Below are 15,292 nucleotides of genomic sequence, written 5' to 3' on the forward strand. Positions count from 1 at the left end.
GAGCCACCATGCCACCGCATCCCGAAGCCCAGCAGCTGCTGGCCGCGCTCGGCGAGGCCGGAATGCCGCCGTTCGAGCACATGACCGTCCCGCAGGCGCGCGCCGCCACGAACGGGTTCATCGACCTGCAAGGACCACCCGAGGACATCGCCACCGAGGACCGCACGATCCCGGGTCCCGCCGGGTCGATCCCGGTGCGGATCTACACACCGGGAGGCGAAGGCCCCGCACCGGTGATCGTGTACTTCCACGGTGGCGGGTGGGTGGTCGGCGACATCGAGATCTGCGACCGGCCGGTCCGCCAGATCGCCAACCGCAGCGGTGCCGTCGTCGTCTCCGTCGACTACCGGCTGGCGCCCGAGCACGTCTACCCGGCGGCCTTCGACGACTGCTACGCGGCCACTGCCTGGGTCGCCGCGCACGCCGCCGAGCTCGGCGGCGACCCGCGCCGGGTCGCGACCGCCGGGGACAGCGCGGGCGGCAACCTCGCCGCCGCGGTGGCCCTCGCCGCCCGCGACCGGCAGGGCCCGGACCTGGCCGCGCAGCTGCTCATCTACCCGGTCACCGACTTCGACTTCACCACCGACTCCTACATCGAGAACGGCGAGGGCTACCTGCTCACCAAGGGGTCGATGCAGTGGTTCTGGGCCCACTACCTGGGAGCCCAGGACCTGGGCAAGGACCCGTGCGCGTGCCCGGCCCGCGCCGACGACCTCGCCGGACTGCCACCGGCGTTCGTGGCCACCGCCGAGTTCGACCCGCTGCGCGACGAGGGCGAGGCCTACGCCGACGAGCTGCGCTCCGCCGGGGTACCGGTCACCGCGAAGCGGTACGCCGGGATGCTGCACGGATTCGCCTGGACGCTCGGCGCCACGCCCAGCGGGGCGGCGCTGATCGACGACCTGGTCTCGGCGTTCCGCGCCGCGATGCGCGGTGTTCGGTAGGGCATGCTCGTCGGCGGCCGGACGATTGGCGACGGAGGAGAGGCGATGTACCGACTCACCGTGATCTACGACCACCCCGCGGATCCCGACGCGTTCCTGCGGCACTACCGCGACGTGCACGCGGTGCTGGCGAGCAAGATGCCCCGGCTCCAGTCCTACGAGTGGGGCGTGTGCGAGATGCCCGACGGCAGCGCGCCGCCGCACTTCGTGGTCGCCACGCTGGACTGGGCCAGCAAGGACGACGCGATGGCGGCGCTGCAGTCCCCGGAAGGGCAGGCCGGCACCGCCGACCTCGGCAACTTCACCGAGCCGGACCAGGTCCGCCTGTTCTTCCAGGAGCTCACCGAGGCCGTCTAGCCCGGCGGCGTTGATCTGCCCTAGCCTGGCGGGGTGGATTTGGCGCTGCCCGAGTGGACCGTGCTCGCCCTGCTGCGGGAGGAGTCCCGGCACGGCTTCGCCCTCGCCGGGCTGACCGCGCGGCAGGGCGAGCTGGGCCGCGTCTGGCACGTCCCGAAACCGATGATCTACCGGGCGCTGGACCGGCTGGCCAAGGCCGAGCTCATCGCACCGTCCGGTGTGGAGTCCGATCGCGGTCCGTCCAGGACGGTGTTCGCGCTGACCGACTCCGGCCGCGACGCGGTGGAGGAGTGGCTGCACCGGCCGGTCGAGCACGTGCGCGAGATCCGCTCGACGCTGCTGATGAAGCTGGCGCTGCTGCAGCGCCGCCAACTCGGCCACGAGGTGCTGCTGCGGCGGCAGCGGGAGGTGCTGGAGCCGATCGTCACCGCCCTCGACCAGGAGCGCGCGGACGGCGACGGCTTCACCGAAGTGCTCATGACCTGGCGCTACACCAGCGCCGACGCCGCGCTGCGGTTCGTCGCCGAGCTGGAGACCCAGGGCGGCCCCGGGTCTCAGTGCGGTCCGGGACCTCAGGGCAGCCCGGCGCGGCGGCGGACCCACGAGGGCGGCTGACCGCACTCGGCGGCGATCTCGCGCCACGTCATCCCGGCGGCGCGCCGGTCGTCGAGGTAGTCGGTGATGGCGGCGAAGCCGAACTCGGCGGCCACCCGGGCCGCGCGCTCGGCGCAGCGCTGCCGGTTGGTGGCGTGCGCGGTCTTGGTGATGCCGTGGCGCGCCAGCGCCGTCTCGACGGCACCGCGGCCGAACCCGACCTCGTGGGCGATCGCCCGGATCGACCGGCGCTGCAGCACGTGCCGGTCGTGCAGGTAGGCGGCGACGTCGGTGAAGCCCCACTCGCCGATCCGGGGCAGCCACGGCGCGTCGAACCGGCGCCGCGCGGCGATCCCGTCGATCTCGCGTGCCGCTTCTGGGTCCACGTTGGACAGGTGGCGGCACAGCCAGTCCTTGTGCAGTCCCGCTTCCCGGCTGATGGCAGCCAGGCTGTTCCCGGTGGCGACGCGATCGCGCACCAGCGCGCCGATGTCGGCGAAACCCAGTGCGGTGGCGGCGTTCTGGGCGGTCTCGCGGAGCTTGGCGAGCTTCTGCCGCCGGGTTCCCTCGGCTCGCGCGGCCGGGGAGATCGCGGCCAGCGTGCGCAGCGTCTTGGCGCGCCGCTGCTCGGGTTGCCTGCGCCCGCGCGAGGCGCGGGCGGCGGCCTTGGTGAGCTCGCCGCTGCGCAGCCAGACCTCGCCCTGCTCGCATCCCGCGCGCACGTGCGGGTCCCGCAGGCGCCGGGTCCGCATCGCCACCGCGCGCCGCTGACGGGTGCCGTCGCCCTCCAGCGACTGGTTGCGCTCCAGCCCGAACGCCTCGCGGTAGGCGAGGTGGGTCCAGCCGTGCGCGGACAGGTGGGCCGGGATGGACCGGAACCACTCACCGCACAGGTGGCACAGCACCCGGTCTCCTTCGCGGACCACGACGCCGGTCGGTGCGTACTGCGACAAGACTGCCTCCCGCTCGCTAGTAACAGTGAGACTAGCGGGTGGGTCGATCTTCGGGAAGTCCCGTCCTCAGCGGGCGGCGGCCCGCGAGACGAGGCCGTGCAGGAGCTCGTCGACGAGCTCCGGGTGCTCCAGGGTCACCATGTGGCCGGAGCGCGGGATCATCGCGAGCCGCGATCCCGGGACCGCGTCGGCGATCGCGCTGCTCCGCTCGGGCGGGATGGTCCGGTCCTGCTCGGCGCCGATGACCAGCGTCTCGACCCCGGCGAAGGACGGCAGGGCCGCGCGCCGGTCGAGGGTCAGGAACTGCGGGACCAGCGCGATCAGCGCGTGCACCGGGTTCGACCGGGTCAGCTGGAGCACGAAGTCGACCAGCGCCGGCGGCACCCGGGAGGCGAAGGCGAAGCTGCGCGCCACCATCAGCGCGGTCCGCCGCATCGCCTGGCAGGACACCCGCGTGAGGCGCAGCCGGTCGATGGCGGCCAGCACGAGGTTCGCCGCCTGGGGTGGCAGCACGGCCCGGCCGTTGACCGGCGCGGCAGCCGTGGTCACCAGTCCGGCGCCGATGACGCGGTCGGCGAAGAGCTCGGGGTGGCGCTCGGCGAAGGCCATGATCCCCATGCCGCCCATCGAGTGCCCCACCAGCACGACCGGGCCGGTCGGGGCGGCCTGGTCGAGCACGGCGGCGAGGTCGTCGCCGAGCTGGTCGAGGGTGAGCCGGTCGAGGTCGCCGAGCTCGGAGCGGCCGTGCCCGCGCTGGTCGTAGCAGACCACGCGGGCGCGACGGGCCAGCGAGGAGCGCTGGAACAGCCACATGGCGCCGTCGGCCAGGTAGCCGTGGCAGAGCACCACGGTCACCGGGGAGTCCAGATCACCCTCGACCTCCACGTGCAGCCGCACCCCGTCGGTGGCGGTGACGGCGGTGGACTGCGTCGCGGTCCTCGCTGGGCTGGTCATCGAGCACCGCGCCTTCCGATCGGGGACACGGCCGTGACCGAACCGTGATGTCCCCACGAAGGTAACGGAAGGTAGTTGGCCTTTCAAGGTGTCACTCGTTAGACCTAAGAACGCGTCGCGGAGTGACTACTGCTAGTGGTCAGTGGATCGAGATCAGGCCCAGCGCCAGGCCGGAGCCGATGACCACCGCGCACACCAGCAGCGCCCACTTGATCGCGAACCGGTGGTGATCGCCGAGGTCGACCTTCGCCAGCCCGATCAGCACGTACATCGCCGGCACCAGCGGGCTGAGCATGTGGATCGGCTGGCCGAGCAGCGAGGCGCGGGCGATCTCCATCGCGCTGATGCCGTGCTGCGCACCGGCCTCGGCGAGGATCGGCATCACGCCGAAGTAGAACGCGTCGTTGCTCATGAAGAAGGTGAACGGGACGCTCAGCACCGCCACGATCACGCTGAAGAACGGGAACAGCGCGTCCGGCATCGCCGTGAGCAGGTACTGCGCCATCTGCTCGATCATCCCGGTGCCAGAGAGCACGCCGGTGAACACCGCGGCGGCGAAGACCATCGCGACCACCGCCACGACGCTGTCGGCGTGCGAGGCGATCCGGTCGCGCTGCTGCTCCAGCCGCGGGTAGTTGACGATCAGCGCCAGCGCGCAGCCGATCATGAACAGCACCGAGATCGGCAGCACGCCGATGATGAGCGCGGTCAGCAGCGCGATCGTGAGCCCGGCGTTGAACCAGTACAGCTTGGGGCGCAACGACTCCCGGTCGGGAGCCAGCACGTCGAAGTCGGCCGACCCGCTGTAGGAGGTGGGTGCGACGTCGTCGGAGCCACCGGCTCCGACCAGCGCGGGAGCGGCGGTCCGCAGCCGGATGCGCTCGCGCTGGCCCAGCACGTAGGCGAGGACGAACACGGTGGCCAGGCCGGCGAGCAGCGCCGGGATCATCGGCACGAACAGCTGCTGCGGATCCAGCCGCAGCGCGCTGGCGGCCCGCGCGGCGGGACCGCCCCAGGGCACGACGTTGAGGATCGCGTTGGTCAGGCACGCCAGACCGGTCATGACCACCGGGCTCACGCCCAGCCTGCGGTAGATCGGCAGCAGCGCCGAGACCGTGATCATGAACGTGGTCGTGCCGTCGCCGTCCAGCGACACCAGTGCCACCAGCGCGACCGTGCCGACGATCAACCGCAGCGGGTCGTTGCGGGTGAGCCGGACCACGCCGCGCGCGATCGGGTCGAACAACCCGGCGTCGATCATGATCCCGAAGTAGAGGATGGCGAACAGCAGCATCGCCGCCGTCGGCGCGACCGAGGTGATGCCGTCGGTGATCATGTCGCCGAGGTCCGGCGCGAAGCCTCCGACCAGCGCGAACACCGCCGGAACGGCGATGAGCGAGACCATCGGGGACAGCCGTTTGCTCATCACCAGGTAGAGGAAAACGGTCACCATGCCTAAGCCGAGCAGCGCGATCAACGCGTCCTCCTCCCGTGGACCGGCAGTGGTCCTCATTGCAGCGGCGTTGCGTTCCGGGGAACCGTAGGTGACCTCGGTCATCGAGACGAGAGTTGTCGATGTTGTCCGCGTATCCCGCGTTCGCGGCGTTCTGCGCGTTCTGCTCACCACGTATCGTCGGGGCATGCCCCACCGCCCGATGCGGTTCGCGCGGCAGGCCCTGGTGCTGCAGGTCGGCTTGATCACGCTGGTCACCGCGATCGGGTTCGTGCTCGTCGCGTCCCTGCTCGATCGACACCTCGTCGAGCAGTACTCGCAGCGCGCGCTGACCGCCGCCCGCGTGATCGCCACCGACACCGACCTGGCCGACCAGGTCGCGCGCGGCGATCAACCGGCGGTGCGCGCGCAGGCGGAGCGGGCCCGCGCGTCCTCCGGCGCGCTGTTCGTCGTCATCACCGACCGCACCGGGATCCGCCTGTCGCACCCGAACCCCGCCGAGATCGGCGAGCGCGTCAGCACCGATCCGCGAGAGGTGTTGGCGGGCAAGGAGGTCGTGGCCGTCCAGCGCGGCACGCTCGGCTACTCCGCCCGCGGCAAGGTCCCGCTGCGCGGCCCCGACGGTGCCGTGATCGGGCAGGTCAGCATCGGGTTCGACGCCGAGGACATCACCACCGCGCTGCTGCGGCTGATCGGCACGACCGCGGCGTTCACCGGGGGAGCGCTGTTCGTCGGCTTCGCCGGGGCGGCGTGGCTGACGCGGATGCTCAAACGCCGCACGCTGGGCCTGGAACCGCAGGAGCTCGCCGAGCTGGTGCGCCAGCGCGAGGCCGTGCTCTACGGCATCGGCGAGGGCGTGCTCGCCGTCGACGCCGCGGGGCTGGTGTCGGTCCGCAACCGGGAGGCTGAGCGGCTGCTCGGCGTCCCGCTGGAGGTCGGCGCACCGGTCGCCGACCTGGACCTGCCGCCCCGGCTGCGGGAGCTGCTGCTCGAAGGCGGGCAGGTCGACAACCTCATCACCCTCACCGGCGAGCGCGTCCTGGTCGTCGGCCACCGGCCGGTGACCAGGGGCGAGGTGGCGCTGGGCAGCGTGCTGACCCTGCGCGACCGCACCGATCTGGAGTCGCTGAACCGCGAGCTGGACAAGGTCCGCAGCACCGCGGACACGCTGCGCGCGCAGCGCCACGAGTTCACCAACCGCCTGCACACCCTCTCCGGGCTGCTGCAGACCGGACGCCAGCAGGAGGCCGTCGACTACGTGCAGGCGCTGACCCGCGGCGAGATCACCGGGCTCGGTCCGGCGAGCGACGCCGTCCGCGACCCGTACCTGGTGGCGTTCCTGTCGGCGAAGAAGTCGGTGGCGGCCGAGAAGGACGTGGCGCTGGAACTCGCCGGGACCAGCTGGGTTCCGACGGCGCTGGCCGCCCCGGTGGAGGTGATCACGGTGGTGGGCAACCTCGTCGACAACGCCATCGACGCCGCCCGGGTGGGCGCGACGCGGCCCGCGCGCGTCGAGGTGGACCTGCTGGCCGACGGCACGACGCTGCACGTGTCCGTTGTGGACACCGGCGACGGCGTCGCCGAGGATCGGCGCGAGGAGATCTTCGCCGAAGCGGTCTCCTCCAAACCCGACGGCAACGGCCTCGGCCTGGCCCTGAGCCGCCAGGCGGCACGAGGTCTGGGCGGCGACGTGTGGGTGACCGGCCCGGACTCGTCGTTCGTGGCGAAGCTGCCGCGAGCCCTCGAAAACCCCGCGAGCGAGGAGGCACGAGCGTGATCGGTGTGGTCGTGGTGGACGACGACTTCCGCGTGGCCCAGGTGCACGCCGAGTTCACCGAGCAGGTCCCGGGATTCCGCGTGCTGGGCATCGCCCACACCGCGGCCCAGGCCCGCGAGCTCATCGACGCCCGCAGCCCCGACCTGGTGCTGCTGGACAACTACCTGCCCGACGCCGACGGCGTCGCCCTGCTGGCGGAGCTCGAAACCGACGCGATCGTGCTCACCGCCGCCACCGACCCGGCCACCGTCCGCGCGGCGCTCTCCGCAGGAGCCCTGAACTACCTGGTCAAGCCGTTCACCGCCGAGCAGCTCGCGGAACGCCTGCGGGCGTACGCCCGCTTCCACGCCCGGCTTCCGGTCACGGGCGGCGCGGTAGACCAGGAGGAGATCGACCGCGCCCTGCGCCTGCTCCGCGAAGGGGACCGCCCCGCCACCCCCAAGGGCCGCTCCACCCTCACGACCCAGCTCGTCCGCGACGCCCTCCGCAACGCCCCGCACCCCCGCTCCGCGGCCGAGATCGCCGACGAGCTGGGCATCTCCCGCGCCACGGCCCAGCGCTACCTCGCAGCCCTCACCCAGGAGGGCACGGCCACCATGACCCTCCGCTACGGAGCCAGCGGCCGCCCGGAACACCAGTACGAACCAGCCTGATCGGGCCCCACCCCGATGACGTTTCAAAAGGAACGCGACCAAGACGACCCAAGCTTTGGTAAACGCGACCCACTACGGGTACGTTTCGACAGGCAGGGGAAATTTCGTTTGAAATTGGCAGACCGCACAACGCAAGAAAACCACGAAAAGAAGCCAATTTCGGACGAAATTGCCCCTCCGCACGCGCCCAAAGTACCCCGCGGAGCGCTCCCAAGACGACCCCCGAGGGGTCGGGACAGTTTTCATGAAAACTGTCACTCCACCCACAAGGCGGGACCCCAAAATACCAGCTCAACCACCTCGAGGGTCTGGAGTCCCCTCCACAGAGAGATCCCGTGGGGTCGGACAGTTTTCATGAAAACTGTCACCACCCCCACGGGGTTCCTCGGGAGCGCTTCGCGGGGTCGGGTTGCTTGCGTGCGGAGTGGCAATTTCTCCTGAAATTGGCTTCGTCTTGGGGTTTTCTCACGTTGTGGGGTCTGCCAATTTCAGAAGAAATTTCCCCTGCCTGTCGAAACGTACCCGTAGTGGGTCGCCTCTACCGAAGCTTGGTCGTCTTGGGCGCGTTCCTTTTGAAACGCATCCTAAAACTGCCCCCTGGTGACGCACGGCAGTCCGGGACGGCTGGGCGGCCCCGGTGGGATCGCCCGGTCGTGGTGGTTGGGGGTGGGGGTGAGCGGGTACGCGGGTGGGGCGGGAGTCGAGTGGAGGTGGGTCGCATGGCCGAGGGTCGGTTGCCGGTGCTCGCGGGGTTCGACGGGTCGGAGGCATCGCGGGAGGCGGTGCGCTGGGCCGCGCGGGAGGCGTCGAGCCGGAAGCGGCCGTTGACGCTGGTGCACGTGCTGGCGCGGCCGTTCCAGCACTCGCTGCCGATGCGGATCCCCGACGAGCAGGACGTGATGGAGAAGCTGAGCAGCGCCGTGCTGCGGGAACTCGAAGCGCTCGAGGACGAGTGCCGCAAGATCGACCCGGACCTGGAGATCAGCAAGGACATGCCGATCGGCGACGCCGCCGAGGTCCTTGTCGAGCTGGCCGCCGACGTCGAGCTGGTCGTGCTGGGCGGGCCGCTGGTGGGTTCGCGCACCGACCGCCTGGGCGTGACCGCCGCCGAGGTGGTCGCCCGCCGAGCCGCCGCCCCGATCGTGGTGGTGCGCGGCGAGGCCGGCGCGAAGGCCGACGCGCCGGTGGTCGTCGGCGTCGACGGTTCGACCGTGAGCGAGCGCGCCATCGCCTTCGCCTACGAGACCGCCGGGCGGCTCGGCCGTCCCCTGGTGGGCGTGCACTCGTGGGGTGAGACGGCGTTCAACCCGTTCGACATCGTCGACGAGTGGGACGCCGACCGCAGCGAGTTCCGCGACCGGGCGCGGGAGGTCCTCAGCGAGTCGATGGCCGGGTGGGCCGAGCAGTACCCGGACGTGCCGGTGCGCCACGTCGTCGGCCCGGAACAGCCGGCCCAGATGCTGCTCGGCGAGTCCGAGGGCGCGACCCTGCTGGTCGTCGGCAGCCACGGCAGGGGAGCGGTCCGCCGCGCCTTCCTCGGCTCGGTCAGCCACGCCGTCCTCAACCAAGCCCCCTGCCCGGTCGCCGTCCTCCCGGCGGAGTGACCCCGCCGGACCGGAGCCACCGGCCCGGCGGGGTCGTCCCCCTCAGGAGAACTGGATTCCGCCGTCGATCATGACCGACTGGCCGGTCATGTAGTCCGAGTCGGACGAGGCGAGGTAGGAGACGAACGACGCCACGTCCTCGGGGACCGAGACGCGGCCGAGGTGGATGAGCTCCGAGTACTTGTCGATGGCCGCGCCCTTGCGCAGGCCCTCGTGCTCGGCGAGCTTCTCGTCGATGTGGTCCCACATCGCCGTTCCCACGATGCCGGGGCAGTAGGCGTTGACCGTGATGCCGTACTGCGCCCACTCCATCGCCGCGGCCTGGGTCAGACCGCGGACCGCCCACTTCGACGCGGAGTAGTGCGCCAGCAGCGGGAACGGCCGGTAGCCGACGATCGAGGCCGCGCCGATGATCTTGCCACCGTCGCCCTGCTTGATCATCTGCTTGGCGGCGGCGTTGTAGCAGAGGTGCACGCCGCGCAGGTTGATCGACATGAGCTCGTCGAACTCCTCCGGCGTCACCTCCAGGAGCGGCTTGACGTGGGCGATCCCGGCGTTGGCGATCATCACGTCGAGCCTGCCGAGCTCGCTCGCCACGCCGTCGACCATGCCCTGCACGGCGTCCGCGTCGGACACGTCGGCCAGGGCGACCGCCGAGCGCCTGCCCATCGCGGTGATCTCGTCGGAGACGGCCTTGAGCTGGTCGCCGTTGGCCTCGATGTCGTTGACGGCGACGTCGTGACCGTCGGCGGCGAGCCGCAGCGCGATGCCCTTGCCGATCCCGCGGGCGGCGCCGGTGACCAGCACGACGCGCGACTTGTCCTGAGCAGCCATGGGTTTCTCCACTTCTTCGTGGTGTTCGCTGGAACCGCCCGTTGACGCTAGGGAGGCGGACGCGCAGCGGGCAGGGCTCGGCTGTCTCACTTTGAGACGGATCGGGCGAAGCGGAAGGCGCTTCGCCACGATCCGGGTGCCGCGTCGAGCTGGAACGCGCCACGTCCACTTTCCGGGGGTTCGCCGCGACGGCACCGGCAGGCTGTGCAGATAGACGCTTTCTATCGCTCCCTTTCAGGATGAGTATGGACGAATCCCTAGAACTGTTTGATCGAGCGCCGTCCAGCTGAGAGCCTCAGCTTCGAGCACACAACGAAAGAGGTCCTGCCCGTCCGGGTGCGGGATGCGACATCGCTTGCGGCGCAACGAGAAAGCGGCGATGCGGCTCGCTCGTGCCGAATTTCTCGACACAACAGGGTTTTCACCATGACAACGAAACAGAACAGCAGCGGTGCGGCCAATCATGCCGTCTTCGCGGTGTCGATCGCCGTGTCCGCGCTGGTGGTCCTGTGGGGAGCGGTCGACCCCACCGGCTTCGGAAACGTGACGACGCGGCTCTTCGACCACGTCGTGTCGGACATGAGCTGGTTCTTCCTGCTGGCGGCGAACATCCTGCTGGTGTTCGCGATCTACCTGGCGCTCAGCGGCTACGGCCGGATCAAGCTCGGCGCCGACGACGAGAAGCCGGAGTTCGGCCGGTTCTCCTGGTTCGCCATGATGTTCCAGGCCGGGATGGGTCCGGCCATCATCTTCTGGGGCCTGGCCGAACCGCTCTCGCACTACGTGGACGTCCCCTTCGGACTCGCGCCACCGGAAACCGACGCTGCGGCCGGTGTGGCGATGGAGTACTCGTTCTTCCACTGGGGACTTCACCCGTGGGCGATCTACGCCGTCGCGGGGCTGGCCGTCGCCTACTTCACGCACCGCAGGGGTGAACGCGGCCTGCTCAGCGCGATCTTCCGCCCGCTGCTGGGAGATCGGGTCGACGGGCCGATCGGCAAGCTCATCGACATCCTCGCCGTGCTCGCCGTCGTCTTCGGCATCGCCGTCGCGCTGGGCCAGGCGGGCCTGCAGATGACCGCCGGGCTCGGCGAAACCTTCGGCATGTCAACCGGAATCGGCGTGCAGCTGGTCGTGCTCGCGCTGACCACGGCCGCGTTCATGGGATCGGCGACCACGCGGATCGAGCACGGCATCAAGTGGCTGTCGAACATCAGCATGCTCATCGCCCCGATCCTGCTGATCTTCTACTTCGTCGTCGGCCCGAGCATCACCCAGATCAACGCCTTCACCGAAGGGCTCGGGAACTACCTCGGCGACATCGTGCCGATGAGCTTCCGGCTCGACGCCTTCGACCCGAACAACTCGTGGATGGGCAGCTGGACCGTCTTCTACTGGTCCTGGTGGATCGCCTGGGCGCCGTACGTGGGCCTGTTCATGGCGCGCATCTCGAAGGGCCGCACGATCCGCGAGTTCGTCGCCGCCACCGTCCTGGTGCCCAGCCTGGTCAGCGTGATCTGGATCGCGGTGTTCGGCGGTGCCGCGCTGCACCTGGCCCGCAGCGGCCTGGCCGGTGACATCGCCCGGACCGTGAGCGAGAGCCCGGCGGCAGGCATGTTCGTGTTCATCCAGCAGTACCCGCTGGCCGGGCTGCTGTCGGTGATCACGCTGCTCGTGCTGTGGGTGTTCTTCGTGGCCGGTGCCGACGCGGGCACCGTCGTGCTCGGCGAGCTGTCCACCGGCGGCAGGCCCGACCCCAAGACGTGGGTGCGGCTGCTGTGGGGCCTGCTGCTGGCCGGGGTCGCGGCGGTGCTGCTGGTCTCCGGCGGGCTCGACGGGCTGCAGAAGGCCTCGGTGCTGACCGGGACGCCGTTCGCGATCATCCTCGTCGGCATCTGCTTCGCCTTCCACAAGGCGTTGCGCGAGGACCACGGGCTGTCAGCACCCCGATCGGTGTCGGCCGAGCCGGAGACGCCGGAGGAGGAGCCCGTGCCGCAGCGATAGGACTCCCTTATCGGTACATCGATGCGGCGTGCTGGCGCGGCCGGTGGTCGGGTGCTGTACTCCAGGCCAACTGGAGGCCGGACCGAGACCGCAGGAGGTGTGCCGTGCCGGTGTGGCGGGTGCGCGATTTCCACAGCGACGACCTGGACCAGGCGATTCGCATCTGGGACCAGAGCCGGGAAGGCGTGGAACCGGTCTTCTCCGCCGCCGAGGTCGTGGGCATGGCCCAGGCCGGGCACCCCGCGATGGTCGCGGTCGTGCAGGACGACGTCGTCGGCATGGCCGCGGCCAAGGTCGAGGGCGAACGCGCGTGGCTGGCGCTGTTCGCCCTCGACGAGCGGTGGCGCAACCGCGGCATCGGCAGCGCCCTGCTCGGCGAGCTGGAGAAGAAGTTGCGCACCCAGGGCGTGCACCGCATCGCCAGCCTCGTGCCCGAGGGCGCCTCGGGTGCGAAGGCGATGTCCAACTCGGGCTACCGCCCGCGCACCGACCTCACCTACTTCGAGAAGGTGGAGGAACTCGATCCGGCTGACGTCGACATGCTCGAACACCTCGGCGGCAGCCTCATCCCCGCCGGCCGGTGGGACGAGCTGGCGGGCATGCAGCGGGAGAAGGACATCATCGAACGCCGCGTCGTCCTGCCGATCACCCACAGCGAGCAGGCCGAGCGGCACGGCGTCCTGCCGCCGAAGGCGATCGTGCTGTTCGGCCCGCCCGGCACCGGCAAGACGAGCTTCGCCAAGGCCGTCGCGTCCCGGTTGCACTGGCCGTTCGTCGAGCTGTTCCCGTCGCGGCTGGCAGCGGACTCGCCGGACGGGCTGGCGGCATCGCTGCGGGAGAGCTTCGCCCAGCTGGAGGAGCTCGACGACGTGGTGCTGTTCATCGACGAGGTCGAGGAGATCGCCGGAACCCGCTCGTCACCGTCGGCGGGCCCGGCGCACGGCGTGACCAACGAGCTGCTCAAGCTCATCCCGGGCTTCCGCGAGCACGACCACCGGCTGCTGGTGTGCGCCACCAACGCGGTGCACTCGCTGGACCCGGCATTCCTGCGGCCCGGGCGGTTCGACTACCTCATCCCGGTCGGCCCGCCTGACCCGCCCGCGCGCCGCGCGGTGTGGTCCCGCTACCTCGGCCCGGCCCGCGAGCACGTCGACGTGGACCAGCTGGTGGAGCGCTCGGAGTTCTTCACCCCGGCCGACATCGAGTTCGCCGCCCGCCAGGGCGCCCAGGCCGCCTTCGAACGCGACGTCCTGCACCAGAGCGGCGAACCGGCGACGACGGAGGACTACCTCCGCGCCATCGCCGACGCCCGCCCGACCCTGTCCGCCGAAGCCATCACCGAGTTCGAACGGGACATAGACATCTACACCCGCCTCTAACCCCGCTCACGGCGGTGAACTGCGGAGGGCGTTGGGCTGCGGAGCGCGGTGGACTGCGGAGCGCGGCGGAGCGCGGTGGCGCGGCGGAGGGCGGTGGCGCGGCGGAGCGGACAGTTTTAGCCAGAATCGCCCGGGGTTTCACCCCCGAAACCCCGGGCGATTCTGGCTAAAACTGTCCACTGCTACCCCCGCACACCCCGGAAACCGGGAATACGGCCGTAATCGGGTACCGGAATACGGCCGTAATCGGGTGTCTGATTACGGCCGTAATCCGGGGTTTGGGTCAGGCGCGGAGGGAGTCCCAGGGGCCGGTGATGGCGTAGAGGACGCCGGGGTTCTGGACGTTGGCGAACAGGGTGTTGCCGTCGGGGGAGTAGACCGGGCCGCAGAACTCGCTGAACTCGGGCTCGACGTCGGTGCCGGTGTTGATCTCGTTGCGGGCCAGCGGGTAGGTCTGGCCCTCCAGCGTGGCGCCGAACAGGTGCTGCTGGCCGTCGCCGTCCTCGGCGAGGATCAGCCCGTTGCCGCGCGAGGAGACGGTGATGTTGTCGGGGCCGTCGAACGCGGCCGCGTCGTCCTGGTCGTACTCGAAGCGCAGCTTGAGCTCGATGGTCTGGTTGCGCGGGTTGAAGAACCACACCTGACCGTCGTGCGGCTCGCCCGGGCTGTCCTCGATGCGCGCGTAGCTGCACACGAAGTAGGCACCGCCGTCGCCCCACCACGCGCCTTCGAGCTTGCGGCCCCGGGTGATGTCGCGGTCGCCGAACTGCTCGCGGATCGACTTCTTCGCCGCCAACCGGTCCGGAACCGCGACCCAGGTGATGGCGTAGGTGGTGCCGACCTCGGTCGCCCGGGACAGGTCGTCGACGTGCTGACCTGACGCGTCCGCGGCCTTCATGGCCTCCAGGACGCCGTCGGTGTCGCCGAGCGCCCGCAGCTTGCCGGGCCCGAGCGGCAGCGCTGAGGCCGGCGGGGTGAAGCGGTAGAACAGGCCGTTGGGGCCGGAGGCGTCCTCGGTCTGGTAGAGGTGCCCGGTGTTGGGGTCGACCACCGCGGCCTCGTGGGAGAACCGGCCGAGCGCCTTGATCGGCTTCGGGTCCCGGTTGGCCTCGCGGTCGTAGGGGTCGACCTCGAAGGTGAAGCCGTGGTCGTGCTCGTGGCCGTCCTCGCCGGCCTTGGCCTCGGTCTCCTCGCAGCTCAGCCACGTGTTCCACGGGGTGCGGCCACCGGCGCAGTTGGTGGAGGTGCCGGCCAGCGCGACGTACTCGGTGACCCGGTTGCCGTCGGCGTCGACCTCGACGACGGTGCAGCCGCCCGGCGCGACCGGGTCGTAGGTGAGCCCCTCGACGCGGGGGACCGGGAACTCGGCGTTGTGGCTGACCTTGATCTCGTGGTTGTAGACGATCACGCTGCCGCCGTCGGGACGGACGAAGGTGGCCATGCCGTCGTGCTTCTGCGGGGTCGGCTCACCGGACTCCAGCGTCGTCTTGCCCGCCTCGGTGACGATCTTGTAGCTGAATCCCTCGGGCAACGAGAGCTTCCCGGCGGGATCGGCGATCAGCGGCCCGTAACCGGGGATCGCGCCACCCTCGGCGACGGCCGGGGCCGCGGCGGTGACCGCGCCGACGTTGCCGACGAGCGCGATTCCGATGCCACCGAGCAGCGAGCGGTGGACGAACTGCCTGCGAGAGAGGTCCATCGGGAACTCCTGGTGATCGAGATCGGGAACAGCGCATCAGCCTCGCGATCGCAGACGACCACCGGATGAACACGACGAAGCGAAACA

Annotated in this window: 13 protein-coding genes; 8 read left to right on the forward strand and 5 right to left on the reverse strand. The window is 70.5% G+C overall.

Features of this window, described 5'->3' with window-relative positions:
- Positions 1 to 8 precede the first annotated feature (8 nt).
- From QFW96_RS25355 to QFW96_RS25365, 3 genes are read left to right on the forward strand one after another with little or no spacing between them, the layout of a single operon-like run.
- Complete coding sequence (locus tag QFW96_RS25355) at positions 9 to 944, forward strand: alpha/beta hydrolase (RefSeq protein WP_281458237.1); 936 nt, start codon at positions 9 to 11, stop codon at positions 942 to 944.
- Positions 945 to 989: 45 nt separating this feature from the next.
- Positions 990 to 1,301 carry an EthD family reductase gene (locus QFW96_RS25360; RefSeq protein WP_281458238.1) on the forward strand — a complete coding sequence of 104 codons (312 nt, stop codon included), beginning with the start codon at positions 990 to 992 and terminating at the stop codon, positions 1,299 to 1,301.
- 33 nt (positions 1,302 to 1,334) lie between these two features.
- Positions 1,335 to 1,916 carry a PadR family transcriptional regulator gene (locus tag QFW96_RS25365; RefSeq protein ID WP_281458239.1) on the forward strand — a complete coding sequence of 194 codons (582 nt, stop codon included), beginning with the start codon at positions 1,335 to 1,337 and terminating at the stop codon, positions 1,914 to 1,916.
- Here QFW96_RS25365 and QFW96_RS25370 read toward each other — a convergent pair.
- From QFW96_RS25370 to QFW96_RS25380, 3 genes are all read right to left on the reverse strand, one after another.
- Complete coding sequence (locus tag QFW96_RS25370; RefSeq protein WP_281458240.1) at positions 1,874 to 2,848, reverse strand: MucR family transcriptional regulator; 975 nt, start codon at positions 2,846 to 2,848, stop codon at positions 1,874 to 1,876. The two genes, QFW96_RS25365 and QFW96_RS25370, sit on opposite strands and share 43 nt — an antisense overlap.
- 66 nt (positions 2,849 to 2,914) lie before the next feature.
- Positions 2,915 to 3,802: an alpha/beta fold hydrolase gene (locus tag QFW96_RS25375; protein ID WP_281458241.1), complete on the reverse strand. Its 888-nt coding sequence runs from the start codon at positions 3,800 to 3,802 to the stop codon at positions 2,915 to 2,917.
- 139 nt (positions 3,803 to 3,941) lie between these two features.
- On the reverse strand, positions 3,942 to 5,279 hold the full coding sequence (locus QFW96_RS25380) for a CitMHS family transporter (protein WP_281458242.1): 1,338 nt from the start codon (positions 5,277 to 5,279) through the stop codon (positions 3,942 to 3,944).
- A gap of 163 nt (positions 5,280 to 5,442) precedes the next feature.
- Between QFW96_RS25380 and QFW96_RS25385 the strand changes: the two genes are divergently transcribed.
- From QFW96_RS25385 to QFW96_RS25395, 3 genes are all read left to right on the forward strand, one after another.
- A complete protein-coding gene (locus QFW96_RS25385; RefSeq protein ID WP_281458243.1) occupies positions 5,443 to 7,032 on the forward strand; it encodes a sensor histidine kinase in 1,590 nt (529 codons plus the stop codon).
- Positions 7,029 to 7,685, forward strand: coding sequence for a response regulator (locus QFW96_RS25390; RefSeq protein ID WP_281458244.1), 657 nt, complete (start codon positions 7,029 to 7,031; stop codon positions 7,683 to 7,685). Before QFW96_RS25385 ends, QFW96_RS25390 begins: the two co-directional genes overlap by 4 nt.
- A gap of 719 nt (positions 7,686 to 8,404) precedes the next feature.
- Positions 8,405 to 9,289 (forward strand): universal stress protein, encoded by an 885-nt coding sequence (locus tag QFW96_RS25395; protein WP_281458245.1) that lies wholly within the window; start codon positions 8,405 to 8,407, stop codon positions 9,287 to 9,289.
- A 42-nt stretch (positions 9,290 to 9,331) separates the two neighbouring features.
- On the opposite strand, the gene QFW96_RS25400 is transcribed toward QFW96_RS25395, so the two are convergent.
- Complete coding sequence (locus QFW96_RS25400; RefSeq protein ID WP_281458246.1) at positions 9,332 to 10,123, reverse strand: acetoin reductase; 792 nt, start codon at positions 10,121 to 10,123, stop codon at positions 9,332 to 9,334.
- Positions 10,124 to 10,549: 426 nt separating this feature from the next.
- Between QFW96_RS25400 and QFW96_RS25405 the strand changes: the two genes are divergently transcribed.
- Both QFW96_RS25405 and QFW96_RS25410 read left to right on the forward strand, forming a co-directional pair.
- Positions 10,550 to 12,127, forward strand: a complete 1,578-nt coding sequence (locus tag QFW96_RS25405; RefSeq protein WP_281458247.1) for a BCCT family transporter — start codon at positions 10,550 to 10,552, stop codon at positions 12,125 to 12,127.
- Positions 12,128 to 12,231: 104 nt separating this feature from the next.
- Entirely contained in the window at positions 12,232 to 13,506 is a 1,275-nt protein-coding gene (locus QFW96_RS25410) for an ATP-binding protein (RefSeq protein ID WP_281458248.1), read from the forward strand.
- Positions 13,507 to 13,789: 283 nt separating this feature from the next.
- Here QFW96_RS25410 and QFW96_RS25415 read toward each other — a convergent pair whose 3' ends face one another.
- Positions 13,790 to 15,205: an alkaline phosphatase PhoX gene (locus QFW96_RS25415; protein WP_281458249.1), complete on the reverse strand. Its 1,416-nt coding sequence runs from the start codon at positions 15,203 to 15,205 to the stop codon at positions 13,790 to 13,792.
- Positions 15,206 to 15,292 lie beyond the last annotated feature (87 nt).

Source organism: Saccharopolyspora ipomoeae (assembly GCF_029952525.1).
Classification (GTDB): Bacteria; Actinomycetota; Actinomycetes; order Mycobacteriales; family Pseudonocardiaceae; genus Saccharopolyspora; species Saccharopolyspora ipomoeae.